The following is a 14,327-nucleotide window of genomic DNA, read 5'->3' on the forward strand; positions in this document are numbered from 1 at the left end:
CTGGGGTCAGTCCTGGTGGACGGCGAGGGGTCGCTTTTCGCGGGGGAACTCGGTGGTCTCATCGCCGAGCAGCAGCATCCGGTAGGTGGCGCGAGCGGCGCTCTCGAGATTGACGGCCTTCCGGAAGGCGTCGGTGACGGTGGCCGACATCGTCGAGCAGCCGTGGTGACTCAGGACGACGCAGTCGCAATCGACGGCGGCCTGGGCCGCCGCATCGGCCAGCTGGTCGGATCCGTTGGGATAGAAGGGGATCCTGCGGATCCGACCGACGTACGCGACGTGGTCGAGGGTCAGCAGCCTGATCGGCTTGCCCAGGGCGTCGAGCAGCACCGTGTGCTCCGGGTGCAGGTGCACGATGGCGTTCACGTCCGGTCGGGCGAGGTAGGTGCGCTGGTGCAGCCTCCACTCGGACGAAGGTGTGCCGCCGCCCAGCGCGCCGCCGTCCAGGCTCATGCGCACGAAGTCGTCGGCCGCCAGCTGGTCGAGGAAGGCCCCCTTGCCGGTGACGACGACCTCGCGGCTGCTCGGCCCGCGCGCCGAGAGGTTCCCGCCGCTGGCGAGCGCCAGGCCGTGGATGACCGCCTGCGCCCCGAATCGAGACATATCGTCGATCGCGGCGTCCACCGACTGGAACCTGGGCGCGCTCATCAGCTGGTCTCGTCGTCGGGGCGCTCACCGGCCGAGGGGCGGATGACGCGTCGATCGGTGATGATCGCGGTGATCAGATCGGCCGGGGTGACGTCGAAAGCGGGATTGAGTGCGGTCGTGCCGGCCGGGGCGATCCGCACACCCTGCAGCTCGCAGACCTCCGCGCTGCCGCGGTCCTCGATCTCGATGTCGTCGCCGGACGCCGTCCGCCGATCGATCGTCGTCTCGGGAGCCACGATGTAGAAGGGGATCCTGGCGTACCGTGCGGCGAGCGCGAGGGCGAGGGTGCCGATCTTGTTGGCGCTGTCGCCGTTGGCCGCAACGCGGTCTGCTCCGGTCAGCACCGCGTCCGCCTGACCTCGCCGCATCGTGGACGCCGCTGCCGAGTCGGCGAGCAGGTCGAATGGCGCGCCCATCTGCTGCAACTCCCAGGCGGTCAGCCGGGCGCCCTGCAGCAGCGGGCGGGTCTCGCACGCGAGCGCGCGTTGGAGGTGGCCGTCGCGGTGGACCTCCTCGATGACCCCGAGGGCGGTGCCGCGCTCTACTGCGGCCAGTGCACCGGTGTTGCAGATCGTCATCAGCCGCAAACCGTTCTGCTTCGCGGTCTCACCCAGCTCGCGATAGAGTTCGTCGGCTCCGATGCGCGCCATCCGCTTCGAGGCGGCGATGTCGTCGTCCCTGACCTGCTTGGCGACGTCGAGGACGGCGTCGAAGCCGTGTGGGATCTCGGCGGCGGCGAGATCGGCGCCCCACGCCAGGTTCACGGCCGTCGGGCGGGCGTCGCGGATCCGCCGGACGGCGCCTGGCACCTCAGACGACGGGAGGGTCTGCATGGCCAGCGCCACGCCGAACGCGCCCGCCACGCCGAGGGCTGGCGCCCCTCGGACGGCGAGTCGGGAGATCGCCTCGACGAGGCGGTCCACAGTGCGGATCTCCAGCATCATGGTCTGGAGCGGCAGCAGCGTCTGGTCCAGCAGCCTCAGGTAGCCAGGCTGGTCGCCGGCCTGATCGACCCAGTCAATCGGACGCACGTCCTGCCCTCCGTCCCACACCGTTCAGCAGTCGCCTCAGACTAACGACCCCGAACGCCGTACTGACCGACAGCACGTCGCTGGGTGCGGTTCGCCTGCCCCGGGCTTGGGTCTTGCAGATTTGCCCAGCGTCGGGTGCGCTGGTCGCTTGTGCTGAGCGGCGGCGACGGAGGGGCCGGCGGGAGCGGGCTTAGGCGACGAGGTCGGCGTACTCCTGGTGGCGCTCGATGTAGCTGGCGACGAAGGGGCACTTCGGATCGACCTTCTTGCCGTCTCCGCGAGCCGCCTCCAGCGCCGCTTTGACGACCTTCGACCCGACCCCCTGGCCCTCGAAGCCGTCCTCGGTCACGGTGTGTGGCATGACGACCGTTTCACCCTCCACGTGATACTCGGTGAAGCCAGCGAGGGTGCCGTCGTCGGTGACCGCTTCGAATCGATTGGCTTGCTCGTTGAAGCTGACAGTGAACTCCATGCGCCCCAGGATAGGCAGAAAGCTACCGGACGAGGTCGGCGTACTCCGGGTTGTCCCGGATGAACCCGGCGACATACCAGCAGCTCGGCACCACCTTCAGCCCCCGATCGCGCGCATCGTCGAGCGCGGCGCGCACCACTTGCGCGGCCACGCCCTGCTCGCGGTACTGAGGGTGGGTGACGGTATGCGGGAAGACCACCCGGTCTCCGGAGAGGTGGTAGTCCGCGTAGCCGGCCACGTCACCGTCGGCGGTGATCCCCTCGTAGCGACCCTCTTGCTCGTTCTTGCGCACGGTGACATCCATGTCCGCCACGCTAGCCGGTCGCGCGGGACGTCGCCTACAAGAGGAATCCGGACAGTGGCGAGCCCGGCTCGATCCGCTCGATGCTCAGCGGGCTCTGCTCGATCCGCTCCAGCAGGGACGGGAGCTTCGCCGCGTCATCCAGCTCGATGCCTACGAGGGCGGGTCCGGTCTCACGGTTGTTCTTCTTCACGTACTCGAACAGCACGATGTCCTCGCCCTCGCCGAGGACGTCGGCGAGAAAGCCGCGTAGCGCACCAGGCTCCTGCGGAAAGGTCACCAAGAAGTAGTGACGCAAGCCCTCGTGGATCAGCGACCGCTCCAGGATCTCGGCGTACCGCGAGACGTCGTTGTTGCCGCCGGAGACCACGCAGACGACCGGCCCGTCCGGCTCGTGGTCGAGGTAGCCGCGCAGCGCGGCCGAGGCCAGGGCCCCGGCGGGCTCGGCGATGATGCCCTCGTTCTGGTAGAGCTCCAGCATCTCCGTGCACACCGCTCCCTCAGGCACCGAGATCACCTGGTCGACGAGGTTGCGCACCAGCTCATACGACAGGTCACCGACACGCGCCACCGCCGCTCCGTCGACGAACGTGTCGAGATCGGGCAGGACGACGGGAAGCCCCGCGTCGAGCGCCGCCTGCATGCTGGCAGCACCCTCCGGCTCGACGCCGACGATCCGGGTGTCGGGCTTGTTCTCCCTGATCCATAGGCAGATCCCGGCCAGCAGGCCGCCGCCGCCGACCGGCACCAGAACGGTGTCGCCGCCCGGCATCGCCTCGGGGATCTCGACGCCCACGCTGCCCTGACCGGCGATTGTGAGGGCTGCGTCGAAGGGGTGCACGAACAACGCGCCGGTCTGTGCGGAGTCCGCGAACGCGGCGCGGCTGGCCTCGTCGTACGAACCGCCGGTGATGACCGGCGTGAGCCATTCACCGCCGATTTCCTTGATGCGCTGCCGCTTCTGCCGCGGCGTGGTGGTCGGCAGGAACACCTTGCCGCGGATGCCCAGCCTCCGGCACGCGAACGCGACCCCCTGCGCGTGGTTGCCGGCGCTGGCGCACACGATGCCGTTCTGACGCTGGTCGCTGGCGATCGACGAGATGAAGTTGTACGCACCGCGGACCTTGTACGAACGGCACACCTGGGTGTCCTCCCGTTTGAGCAGCACGGGGAGCCCGGCATTCTGGCTGAGCCGCTCACTGGGGTCGAGCGCAGTCTGGCGGACGACGGTGCGTAGCCGGGCGGCAGCGTACGCCACGTCGGCGGCGGTCGGTGGCGCCGCGACGGGGTGCGGAGTGGGGGCATCGGTCACTTCGACGATGCTACGGCTCCCGCGGGCATCGGATGGCTCAGGTGCTGTCGCGGCGCATCCGCCGCGCGGCGGTCGCGATGGTGTCGCGGGTCGGACGGCCGAAGAACGCGCCCAGCGAGACTCCCGCCGCGATCGCGACCGCCACGCCGGCCGCGCCGAGCAGGATGCCCGTCCCGTTCATCATCGCCGCGGTCGACCCGTTGGCCTCCGTGAGCTGCAGCAGGCCTCGGAAGATCGCCGCGCCGGGAACCAGCGGAACGATGGCCGCAGTGGTCAGCGTCAGGGCCGGCACCCGCAGCTTGTTGGCGATCAGGACGGCGAGGAAGCTGCTCGTCAGGGCTCCGATGCCGGTCGAGGCCGCCGGGCCGAGCTGCGCCCAGATGCCCGCCAGGTAGGCGGAGTAGCCGATGAGTCCCATGCCGCAGGCGAGTGCGATGGCGCGCGGGCTGGCGTAGGTCGACAGGGCGTACGCGCCGCCGATGATCACCCCGACCAGCTGCTGCGCAAGCGGTCCGTTGTCCGGGGCGGACGCCGGGAGCAGCATGCCGTAGCCGAGGCGGGAGCCGAGCTGCAGCCCTATGGTGATGCCGATGACGATGCCGAGGGTCAGCAGCATCACCTCGAACCCCCGCGCGCCGGCGGTGACGTAATAGCCGTCGATGGCGTCCTGTGCCGAACCGACGAACGACGTGCCCGCGAGCATCACGATGATCCCCGCGGTGACGATGATCGAGGGGCGGACCTCGCCGATCCAGCCGAGCTCGCTCTGCAGCGCGTTCAGGACGATGGCGACCGCGGTCACGATGAGCGCGCCGAGGGCCTGGGCGAAGAAGGTCGGCAGCAGTCGTTTGCCGAGCTCCTGATGGGTGAGGGTGATCAGCATCGCCGCTAGCAGCGCCGACGCGGTGATGATCGCCGAGGCCCCCATGACGATCGCGACCCCGGCAGCGATGCCGCCGTTCGCGAGCACGATCAGTGCGCGCCGGTAGGGATGCGGGGCCGTGCTGATCTCGGCGAACTGGCTGCGCGCCCGATCGATCGGCAGACCGTCCTCGATCGCGCCGGTGAGCTCGACCAGCCGCTGCAGCCGGGTCGAGTCCATCGTGCGCCCCCGGACCACACGGGTCACGGTCAACGGATCGTCGTCCGGGCCGCGACCGTAGGACACCGTGATCGAGGTGTAGGTGACGTCCACATGCACCGGCGTGACGTCGTACGACTTGACGATCCGCAACGCGGCCAGGGTCACATCGTTCACCGATGCGCCGACGGTCAGCATCATCTCCGCGACCCGCATCGCCAGGTCCACGACGCGGCGGGTGAATGCGCGTTCGTGAGCATCGTCCTCCGCCGGTGACGGTGGGGCCTCGGATGCCCCGGCGCGCGGGCGGACGATCCCGGCAGCCAGGCTCAGCCATCGCTTGCTGTTCACTCCTCCCACTCTGCACCACGTGCGGCGTCCCCTGGGCGCTGCGGCGATAGGGTGGGCCGGTCAAGGCCGGAGACCGGCTGCGCGGCCGGGCCACGGTGACCGCGCTCGCCGAATCCGCCAGCCGTCCGCAGGGAACGGTCAGCGAGCTGCTGGAGCTGCGCAACCAACGCGACGAGATCGTCATCCGGGCGGTCGTGCACACCCTGACCGCGAAGCGTCCCGCGCCAGACCCGGAGGTCTAAGGTGAGAGGAGAAGGCGTCGAGCGGAGGTTGTCATGAATCAGCCCAAGGGTCGGATCATCGTAGGAGTAGACGGCTCCCCAGCGTCCATCGATGCGATCAGATGGGCCGCAGGTCAGGCGAAGCTCACCGGCAGCACCCTGGTCGCCGTGACCGCCTGGACCATTCCCGCGTCGTACGGCGTGGCCTTCGGCGGTGAGGACGCCGTCGACTGGCGCCAGAACGCCCAGCAGGCCCTCGACGAGGCACTCGATGAGGCGCTGGGCGACCAGGCCGGCGGCGTCGAGAAGATCGTCGACCAGGGACATCCGTCGTACGTGATGACCGAGGCGTCGAAGAGCGCCGACCTGGTCGTCGTCGGCTCGCGCGGCCACGGCGGCTTCGCCGGGCTGGTGCTCGGCTCGGTCAGCCAGCACGTCGTGTCGCACGCGTCCTGCCCCGTCGTTGTGACCCGGCACCATAAGGAAGACCGCCGCTAGCGGCACGCAGTCCCTGCCAGAATGACGGCATGAAGAAGGTCGTATTCGTCTGTTGGGGGAACATCTGCCGCTCACCGATGGCCGAGCGGGTCGCGGAGCGATACCTGCGCGAGCATGGCATCGAGGCGCACCTGACGAGCGCCGCGACGAGCCGTGAGGAGATCGGCGCGCCGATCGACCCCCGGGCGGTGCAGAGCCTCACCGGAGCGGGCTACCGCACCGACGGCCACGCGGCACACCAGATCACCGCCGAGGAGATTGCGCAGGCGGATCTCGTGGTCGCCATGGAACAGATCCATGTGGACAAGATGCGGTGCATGACCGGTGCCGACAACGCCAACGTCGTCCTGCTCACCGACTACGACCCGGAGTCCGAGCCCGGCGCGGGCGTGCCCGACCCGTGGTATGGCGATCAGGACGGCTTCCAGAGCACTCTCGCCACCATCGAGCGGGCGATGCCCGGGCTCGCCGAGGCAATCAGGCGGTTGTGACCCCGCGGCCGGGCTGTCAGGTCGCGGCGAGCGATACGAGACGCAGGTATACTTGCACCCACCGCCGCAATATTCTAGGGGACCAGTTTGTCGATCCTGCTGCTGATGCACCTAGTAGCAGGATCATTGACCCCGCTGCTGACCCATTTCTTGGGACGGCGCGCCTTCCTGTTGCTGGCCTTGGTGCCGGCGGGCTCCTTCGGGTGGATCGCGGCGCAGGCCCCGACCATCCGCTCCGGTGGTGCGGTCTCCGAGGTGGTTTCCTGGATCCCGTCTCTCGGGGTCGACCTGGCGCTGCGGATGGGCAGCCTGCAGTGGGTACTCGCGATGCTGGTCACCGGCGTCGGCGCGCTGATCCTGTTCTACTGCGGCTGGTACTTCAGGAAGGGCGATGTCACCCTGTGGCGCTTCGGCGCGGTCTTCACCATGTTCGCCGGTGCCATGCTGGGGCTGGTGCTCAGCGACGACCTGGTCATGCTGTACGTCTTCTGGGAGCTGACCACGGTCTTCTCCTACCTGCTCGTCGGGCACAACCCGGTCCGCGCGGTCAACCGCCGCGCCGCCATGCAGGCGCTACTGGTCACGACGCTCGGCGGGCTGTCGATGCTCGGCGGCATCATCGTCATCGGCGAGACCGCCAGCTACCGGATCAGCGAGGTCGTCTCGGGGCAGCTGCCCTCCACGACCACGATCACCGTCGCGGGTCTGCTGCTGCTCGTCGGCGCCCTCACGAAGTCCGCGCAGGTCCCCTTCCACTTCTGGCTTCCGGGCGCGATGGCGGCCCCCACTCCGGTCAGCGCCTACCTGCACGCGGCGGCGATGGTGAAGGCCGGCATCTACCTCGTTGCCGTCATGGCGCCGGTATTCGGCGACTCGCCCGGCTGGCGGCCGGTGACCGTCGCCGTTGGTGCGTTCACGATGCTGGTGGGTGGATGGCGCGCGCTGCGGCAGCACGACATCAAACTGCTGCTGGCCTACGGCACCGTCAGCCAGCTCGGATTCCTCACCGCGATGGCCGGGGTCGGCACCGGCGCGGCAGCGCTCTCAGCGGTCGCGCTCGTCGTCTCGCACGCATTGTTCAAAAGCACCCTCTTCCTCACCGTCGGCATCATCGACCGCACCACGGGCACCCGTGACCTGCGCGAGCTCTCCGGGGTCCTACGGCTGATGCCGGTCGTCGCCGCTGCCGCGCTGCTCGCCGGCCTGTCGATGGCCGGCGTCGCCCCGCTGGCCGGGTTCGTGGCCAAGGAAGCAGCCTTCGACTCCGTCGTGAAGGCCGTCGAAGGTCCGCTCGGCGCCATCGGCGGCTGGACCCTCGCCGTCGTCCTGGTCGTCGGGTCGGCGCTGACTGTCGCCTATACCGCGCGCTTTCTGTGGGGGGCCTTCGCGAGCAAGCCAGGAGTGGATCCGATCGACTGCCCGTCACCGCCCATCCCGTTCGTCGCCGCGCCGGTGCTCCTGGCCGCGCTCAGCTTGGTCGTCGGATTCCTCGGCGGGCCGCTCACCGCGCTGATCAAGCCGTACGCCGAGACGGTCGTGTCCGACGCGCTGCCGCCCGGCGAGTACCTGCCGACGCTGTCGCTCTGGCACGGGTTCACCCTCGCCCTCGGCATGTCCGTGCTGTCCCTCGTGATCGGCCTGCTGCTGTTCTGGCGCAGGTCGGCGATCGCTGGCGCCCAGCAGCGGGTTCCTGCAGTGGTCGACGGCGAGCGCGGCTACAACGCGGTCATCCGCGCGGTCGAGCGGTTCGCCGTCGAGGTCACCGCGATCAGCCAGCGTGGCTCGCTGCCGATCTATCTCGCCACGATCCTGCTGGTAGTCGTTGGTCTCAGCGGCACCGCTGCCATCCTCGCCCTGCCGGGCGCTGCGCCTCGCCTCTGGGACAACCCCGCCCAGGTGGCGGTGGGCGTGCTGATGATCGCCGCTGCGATCGCCGCCACCCAGGCTCGCAAACGCCTCTCGACCGTCGTCCTCGTCGGGTTGACCGGCTACGGGCTGGCGTTGATGTTCCTGCTGCACGGCGCGCCCGACATCGCGATCACCCAGATGCTGGTGGAGACCGTCTCGATCGTCGTGTTCGTGCTCGTGCTGCGGCGGCTCCCGGCGAACTTCCGGCGCCGTCCGCTGCGCGCCAGCCGGTACTGGCGGCTCGTGCTGGCCATCGCAGTCGGGTCCACCGTCGGGCTGGTCACCTTCATCGCTGCCGGAGCGCGCGAGCACGAGCCGATCTCCAGCACCTTCGCCGAGGCCGCCTACGCGTTCGGCTACGGCGAGAACGTCGTCAACGTGACCCTGGTCGACATCCGCGCTTGGGACACCCTCGGCGAGGTGTCGGTGCTTGTCGTGGCCGCGACCGGTGTGGCCAGCCTGGTGTTTGTGCGCACCCGGAACGCCAGGCTCGATCGCCTCAGTCCCGGAGGCAGCGAAGGGTGGTCCGGGCTGCTCGGGGCGAACCTCTCGCAACGGCCGGAGCGACGATCGGTGATGTTCGAGGTCGTCACCCGCTTGCTGTTCCACGTGATGATCGCGTTGTCGCTGTACCTGTTGTTCGTCGGGCACAACCAGCCCGGCGGCGGATTCGCCGGTGGGCTGGTGGCCGGTCTAGCGCTGATGGTGCGCTATCTCGCAGGTGGGCGGCACGAACTCGACGAGGCAGCGCCCATCGACGCCGGTCTGCTGGTCGGAATCGGCCTGAGCATCGCGATCCTGTCGGCGCTGGCTCCCCTCGCCTTCGGCCGCACGATCCTCGAGTCCGCCGTCTTCGAGTTCTGGATGCCGATCTGGGGTGATGTCAAGATCGTCACCGCGGTCGTCTTCGACATCGGCGTCTACCTGATCGTGGTGGGGCTCATGCTCGACATCGGCCGCAGCCTCGGCAACGGGATCGACCGCCAGCTCGAGGAGGCCACGCAGTGAGCATCCTCGCCGCCGGGCAGGCCGGCATCAGCCCCAACGTGACGCTCATCGTCGTCGCCTCGGTGCTCGTCGGGTGCGGCGTGTATCTGCTGCTCGAGCGGGCCCTCACCCGCGTGCTGCTGGGCATCGTCCTGATGAGCAATGGCGTCTCGCTGCTGTACATGGTCGTCAGCGGCCGGGCGCGCGGGGCGCCGTTGATCGGCGAGCGACCGGCGGACGAGATGAGCGACGCCCTCCCGCAGGCCTTCGTGCTGACCGCGATCGTGATCTCCCTGGCGACGGTCGCGTTCATGATGGCGCTGGCCTACCGTCAGTGGCAGCTGACCGGCAGCGACGACGTCCCGGACGACGCCGAGGACGCCCTCATCCAGCGCATGGCCGAACGCGACGAGGTCTCGGAGACCTACGACGCGGAGGACACCACCTCGACCACGAGCGCCGAGGAGGATCCGGACGAGGCCGACCTCTCTGAGGAGGCCGCCGCCGAGGCGCAAGGCGCCGAGCGGACGGACCTCGCCGTCCACGAGGTGACCGCGCCGCACGAAGGCACGGTCGTCGACGAGCTGTCCCCGGACGGCGAGCCATCCCCGGGCGACGAAGGGGGGAAGCGATGAGCTGGCTGATTCCCCTCCCGGTGCTGCTGCCGTTGCTCGGCGCAGCGCTCACCCTGATCTTCCGTCACTCGGTGATGCTGCAGCGAGCGATCAGCGTGGGGATCCTGGCGCTCACCCTCGCCGTCGCCGGCGGGCTCATCTACATCACGCACACCGAGGGCCCGATCGCGATCTGGCTGGGCGGCTGGCAGGATCTGGGGATCGCACTCGTGGCCGACCGGCTCGCGGCCCTGGTGCTGTTCGTCTCGTGCATCGTCACGCTCATCGTGCTGGTCTTCTCAATCGGGCAGGGCATCGCCGACGGTAGCGGCGACACCCCGCTGACGGTCTTCTTCCCGACCTATCTGGTGCTGTCGGCCGGCGTCGCCAACGCCTTCCTCGCCGGCGATCTTTTCAACCTGTTCGTCGGCTTCGAGATCCTGCTGTTCGCGTCCTATGTGCTGCTGACCCTCAGCGGCACCGGCCCGCGCATCCGTGCCGGGACCACCTATGTGGTGGTCAGCATCGTCTCGTCCTTCCTGTTCCTCGTGGCGATCGCCGCCACCTACGCGTTGACCGGCACCGTGAACCTGGCCCAGCTCAACGCCCGCTTCGCCGAGGTCGCGCCGGCGGCGGCGATCACTGTTCAGGTGCTGCTGCTGACCGTCTTCGGCATCAAGGCCGCGGTCTTCCCGATGTCCGCGTGGCTGCCCGACAGCTATCCGACCGCACCCGCACCCGTCACCGCGGTCTTCGCGGGCCTGCTGACGAAGGTCGGCGTCTACGCGATCATCCGTACCCAGACGATTCTCTTCCCCGACTCGCCGCTGCAGGGGCTACTGATGTGGGTGGCGCTGCTGACCATGCTGGTCGGCATCCTCGGCGCCGTCGCGCAGACCGGCATCAAGAGGATTCTGTCGTTCACCCTCGTGAGCCACATCGGCTACATGATCTTCGGAGTGGCCCTCGCCAGCGAGGCGGGGCTGTCGGGGGCGGTCTTCTACGTCGCCCATCACATCACCATCCAGACCGCGCTGTTCCTGGCCACGGGGCTCATCGACCGGATGAGCGGCACCACCTCCCTCGGCACCCTCGGCGGGCTGGCGGCAGTCTCCCCGGTGCTCGGCGTGCTGTTCTCCCCCGCCGCGATGACCCTGGGCGGCATCCCGCCGCTCTCGGGCTTCATCGCCAAGGTCGGCCTGCTGCAGGCGGGGGTCGCCCCCGGGACGCCGATGGCCTATGTGCTGGTCGCAGGTTCGCTGCTGACCAGTCTGCTGACGCTGTACGCGATGGCGAAGGTGTGGTCGCAGGCGTTCTGGCGAACGCCGAGCGAGGTGGTCGCGCAGACCATGAACCGGCGGCCCGATCTGGACCCGCGCCAGGCCGCGCGCCGCGAGGGGCAGGAACTCGAGTTCGACCTCGACGACGAGACCGACGACTCCGACGAGCCTCGCAGCAAGGCGCTGCCGCCCTCGATGCTGCTGGCGACCGGAGCGATGGTGGCCGTCAGCCTCGCCATCACCCTGCTCGCCGGCCCGCTGTTCGCCTACACCGACGACGCCGCACGCGACATGATGCTCACCACGCCGTACCTCGAGGCGATTCGCGGATCGAGAGGCTAGCGGCATGACGAACGTCGAACGACTCCCCACGCGGCTGGTCCGCCGCGGCGGGTGGCAGCCTCGCGCCATCGGGATCATCACCATCGCGTGGTGCCTGATGTGGGACAAGCTGTCCTGGGGCAACCTCGCCAACGGCTTCCTGGTCGGGCTGGCCGCGACGCTCATCTTCCCGCTGCCGTCGATCGAGTACCACGGCCGGCCGCGGCCGCTGGCGATGATCGCGCTGTTGCTGCGCTTCATGTGGGATTTGGTCAAGGCTGCCGTCCACGTCTCCTGGCTCGCGATCCGCCCCCGCCCGGCCCCGCGCGGCTCGATCGTCGAGGTACAGCTGCGCACCCGATCCGACCTCTACATCACGTTGGTCGGCGCGCTCGTGGCGCTGGTTCCCGGCTCCGTCGTGGTCGAGGTGCGCCGCGCCGCGGGAATCCTGTACGTGCACGACGTGGACACCCCCGGTTCCGAGGGCGTCGAGGCCTGCCGCGCGCGGGTCCTCGACATCGAGGAGCGGCTGGTCAAGGCAATCGGCACCCGCCACGAGATAGCGCTGATCGAGGAGGCCAAGTCGCAATGAGCGTCGTCTACATGATCGCGATCAGCATGCTGGTCATCGCGGGGCTGATCGCCGTCTGGAGGATCGTCGTCGGCCCCTCGAACGTCGACCGCATCCTCGCCAACGACATCATCGTCGTCGTGGTGATCTGCGGCATCGCGGTCACGATCACCGCCTCGGGGTCGGGCTCGGCGCTTCCGATCCTGCTCGTGCTGGCGCTCGTCGGCTTCGTCGGCGCGGTGTCCGTCGCGCGCTTCCTCGTCATCCGAGAGGGGCGCGAGCAACGATGAGCTGGGGCACTCTTCTCGACGTCCTGGGCGCGATCGCCACCCTCGCCGGCGCCTCCCTCACGCTGATCGCGTCCATCGGCCTGGCCCGGTTCGAGAACCTGTTCATGCGGATGCACGCCGCCACCAAGCCGCAGACCCTCGGCCTGTTCCTCATCCTCAGTGGCCTGGCGCTGACGTTGCGCACCTGGAGCGCGTTCGGCACCCTCGTCCTGGTAGCGGTCGCGCAGGCGCTCACAGCGCCGGTATCCGCGCACATGCTCAGCCGCGCCGCCTACCGGGCTGGTCTGGTCAAGCCGAGCGATTACGACACCGACGAGCTGGACGAGGCGTTGCGCGAGACGCCGCCCGATCACCCGCTGCACCACTGAGCGCGGCGCCCGGAACCGATCCGGTCTTCGGTCTCGTCCCTAGGTACTACGTCGAGATCAGCCCTTCGGGGGATTCGCTCCCGTGCCGCGACCGGGAGGCTGGGTGGCGTAGAAGACAGAGGGAGACAGCAATGATCAGCAACGTGCACTGCAGGCGCCTTCCGGTGCGCGCCTGCGATGTTCGGCGGGCGCTCGATGCTCTCGGTACGCCGGCCGACCAGATCTGGCCCTCGGACCGGTGGCCGGCGCTGCGGCTCTCCGACGGCCTGCGCCCCGGCTCGCGCGGCGGGCACGGCCCCATCCGGTACGTCGTCGAGGAGGTCAGCGACCAGGCGATCGTCTTCCGTTTCGAGCGACCCGTCCTACACGGGACACACCGGTTCGAGGTGCAGCCCGACGGCCTGGCCTGCGTCGTACGCCACGTGCTGGAAGCGCGTCCCGCGCTCGGTAGCCGTATCGCGTGGATGCTGGCCACCCGCTGGCTGCACGACGCGCTTCTGCAGGATCTGCTGGACAACCTGACGCGGGAGGTCGGCGGGCAGGTCAGGCGCCCCGCGCGGTGGTCCGGATACGTGCGGCTGCTGCGTCGCCGATACACCTCGCGCAGCCGCGCCGTACGCCGTAGGGACCAGCCGGCGATCCTCGCGCCCGAACCGGCCGAGGTCCTCGCCGCCGCCTAGTGATGTCGTCCTGCGGCGATTAGCATGCCGGGCTTGCGGGCTCAGGAACGCGCGTCGCTCCACAGCAACGGGAATCGGGGACGGGGTACGTCGTCCAGCTCGATGCCGAAGTACTCCCGGTAGGCCGACAGTGTCGCTTTGTCGTCCATCAGCTCCACCCGCCGTGAGTCCTTCTTGGTCCGGGTGAGCTCGTTGTTGCTGATCGTCACCCGCCCGTTCGCGGTCGGCAGCGAGCACATGGTGCGTTGGGTGTTCCGGCTGTCTGGTGAGGTCTGCTGCCACCAGTAGACGGCGCGGAAGTCCGTGAGCGAGCGGATACCAGGTTCGATCCGGTAGATCGGCACGTCCCCGCGCAGGACGTCGTGGCAGCCGGTGCCGGCCGGGCGGACCGTATAGTCGCCGGTCGCGTCGTGCTGGGAACCGGCCTTGGTCAGCTTCAGCGGCTTCATCGCGTGGGCGCCGAATCCGACGTCGGCGATCCACACGTCACCCTTCCGGCTGTCGAAGTTCACCAGCACGACCATGTGGTCGCCAGGGTGGGTGAGGCCGCCGTCCACCCACACGCGGCTGGATGCCAGGGTGACGTCGAACCCCAGCCGCTTCAGCAGCCAGTACAGGGCACCGTTGAGCTCGTAGCAGATGCCGCCCCGGCGACTCAGCGCGATCTTCTCCGCGAACGCGCGGTGGGTGAGCGGCACCTTCTCCTTGAGGTTGATCGAGAGGTTCTCGAAGGGCACGCTGAACAGATGTGCCTCGTGAATGGCCCGCAGACCCTTGGGGGTGATCGGGGGAGCCTCGGCGAGATCGAGGCGGGCCAGGTAGCGGCTCACGACGTCGGCGGACTTCATGCCTCCAGTCTCCACGATGGCTGATGACCACCAGCGGTGGCGGTGCCCACGTGG

General features: G+C 69.1%; 17 protein-coding genes. 10 read left to right on the forward strand and 7 right to left on the reverse strand.

Going from position 1 to position 14,327, the window contains the following annotated elements; genetic code table 11:
* Positions 1–6 precede the first annotated feature (6 nt).
* The 6 genes from DAA40_RS14025 to DAA40_RS14050 all read right to left on the reverse strand — a co-directional run bounded on the left by DAA40_RS14025 (position 7) and on the right by DAA40_RS14050 (position 5,196).
* On the reverse strand, positions 7–648 hold the full coding sequence (locus DAA40_RS14025) for a class II aldolase/adducin family protein (RefSeq protein WP_106850356.1): 642 nt from the start codon (positions 646–648) through the stop codon (positions 7–9).
* Positions 648–1,679, reverse strand: coding sequence for an S-methyl-5-thioribose-1-phosphate isomerase (mtnA, locus tag DAA40_RS14030; RefSeq protein ID WP_106850357.1), 1,032 nt, complete (start codon positions 1,677–1,679; stop codon positions 648–650). The genes DAA40_RS14025 and mtnA overlap by 1 nt, the downstream gene beginning before the upstream one ends.
* A gap of 190 nt (positions 1,680–1,869) precedes the next feature.
* Positions 1,870–2,151 carry a GNAT family N-acetyltransferase gene (locus DAA40_RS14035; protein WP_106850358.1) on the reverse strand — a complete coding sequence of 94 codons (282 nt, stop codon included), beginning with the start codon at positions 2,149–2,151 and terminating at the stop codon, positions 1,870–1,872.
* Between the two features lie 22 nt (positions 2,152–2,173).
* Entirely contained in the window at positions 2,174–2,455 is a 282-nt protein-coding gene (locus DAA40_RS14040; RefSeq protein WP_106850359.1) for a GNAT family N-acetyltransferase, read from the reverse strand.
* 34 nt (positions 2,456–2,489) lie between these two features.
* Entirely contained in the window at positions 2,490–3,764 is a 1,275-nt protein-coding gene (gene ilvA / locus DAA40_RS14045) for a threonine ammonia-lyase IlvA (protein ID WP_106850360.1), read from the reverse strand.
* A gap of 37 nt (positions 3,765–3,801) precedes the next feature.
* Positions 3,802–5,196, reverse strand: coding sequence for a threonine/serine exporter ThrE family protein (locus tag DAA40_RS14050; protein ID WP_106850361.1), 1,395 nt, complete (start codon positions 5,194–5,196; stop codon positions 3,802–3,804).
* A gap of 95 nt (positions 5,197–5,291) precedes the next feature.
* On the opposite strand from DAA40_RS14050, the gene DAA40_RS16265 reads away from it, so the two are divergent.
* The 10 genes from DAA40_RS16265 to DAA40_RS14095 all read left to right on the forward strand — a co-directional run bounded on the left by DAA40_RS16265 (position 5,292) and on the right by DAA40_RS14095 (position 13,425).
* Entirely contained in the window at positions 5,292–5,438 is a 147-nt protein-coding gene (locus DAA40_RS16265) for a hypothetical protein (RefSeq protein WP_158716453.1), read from the forward strand.
* A gap of 33 nt (positions 5,439–5,471) precedes the next feature.
* Entirely contained in the window at positions 5,472–5,915 is a 444-nt protein-coding gene (locus DAA40_RS14055) for a universal stress protein (protein ID WP_106850362.1), read from the forward strand.
* Between the two features lie 29 nt (positions 5,916–5,944).
* Complete coding sequence (locus DAA40_RS14060; protein ID WP_106850363.1) at positions 5,945–6,406, forward strand: low molecular weight protein-tyrosine-phosphatase; 462 nt, start codon at positions 5,945–5,947, stop codon at positions 6,404–6,406.
* Between the two features lie 105 nt (positions 6,407–6,511).
* Positions 6,512–9,322 carry a Na+/H+ antiporter subunit A gene (locus DAA40_RS14065; RefSeq protein ID WP_106850590.1) on the forward strand — a complete coding sequence of 937 codons (2,811 nt, stop codon included), beginning with the start codon at positions 6,512–6,514 and terminating at the stop codon, positions 9,320–9,322.
* On the forward strand, positions 9,319–9,936 hold the full coding sequence (locus tag DAA40_RS14070; protein ID WP_199849804.1) for a Na(+)/H(+) antiporter subunit C: 618 nt from the start codon (positions 9,319–9,321) through the stop codon (positions 9,934–9,936). The genes DAA40_RS14065 and DAA40_RS14070 overlap by 4 nt, the downstream gene beginning before the upstream one ends.
* Positions 9,933–11,537, forward strand: a complete 1,605-nt coding sequence (locus DAA40_RS14075) for a Na+/H+ antiporter subunit D (RefSeq protein WP_106850364.1) — start codon at positions 9,933–9,935, stop codon at positions 11,535–11,537. Before DAA40_RS14070 ends, DAA40_RS14075 begins: the two co-directional genes overlap by 4 nt.
* Positions 11,538–11,541: 4 nt before the next feature.
* The gene (locus DAA40_RS14080; protein ID WP_106850365.1) at positions 11,542–12,108 is read left to right on the forward strand and encodes a Na+/H+ antiporter subunit E; all 567 of its coding nucleotides are present in this window, start codon (positions 11,542–11,544) and stop codon (positions 12,106–12,108) included.
* Complete coding sequence (locus DAA40_RS14085) at positions 12,105–12,377, forward strand: monovalent cation/H+ antiporter complex subunit F (RefSeq protein WP_106850366.1); 273 nt, start codon at positions 12,105–12,107, stop codon at positions 12,375–12,377. Before DAA40_RS14080 ends, DAA40_RS14085 begins: the two co-directional genes overlap by 4 nt.
* The gene (gene mnhG, locus DAA40_RS14090) at positions 12,374–12,745 is read left to right on the forward strand and encodes a monovalent cation/H(+) antiporter subunit G (RefSeq protein ID WP_106850367.1); all 372 of its coding nucleotides are present in this window, start codon (positions 12,374–12,376) and stop codon (positions 12,743–12,745) included. Before DAA40_RS14085 ends, mnhG begins: the two co-directional genes overlap by 4 nt.
* A 131-nt stretch (positions 12,746–12,876) precedes the next feature.
* Positions 12,877–13,425, forward strand: coding sequence for a hypothetical protein (locus tag DAA40_RS14095; RefSeq protein ID WP_106850368.1), 549 nt, complete (start codon positions 12,877–12,879; stop codon positions 13,423–13,425).
* 41 nt (positions 13,426–13,466) lie between these two features.
* Here DAA40_RS14095 and DAA40_RS14100 read toward each other — a convergent pair whose 3' ends face one another.
* Positions 13,467–14,273: an arylamine N-acetyltransferase gene (locus DAA40_RS14100; RefSeq protein ID WP_106850369.1), complete on the reverse strand. Its 807-nt coding sequence runs from the start codon at positions 14,271–14,273 to the stop codon at positions 13,467–13,469.
* Between the last annotated feature and the right edge of the window lie 54 nt (positions 14,274–14,327).

It is taken from the genome of Blastococcus sp. Marseille-P5729 (genome assembly GCF_900292035.1).
Classification (GTDB): Bacteria; Actinomycetota; Actinomycetes; order Mycobacteriales; family Antricoccaceae; genus Cumulibacter.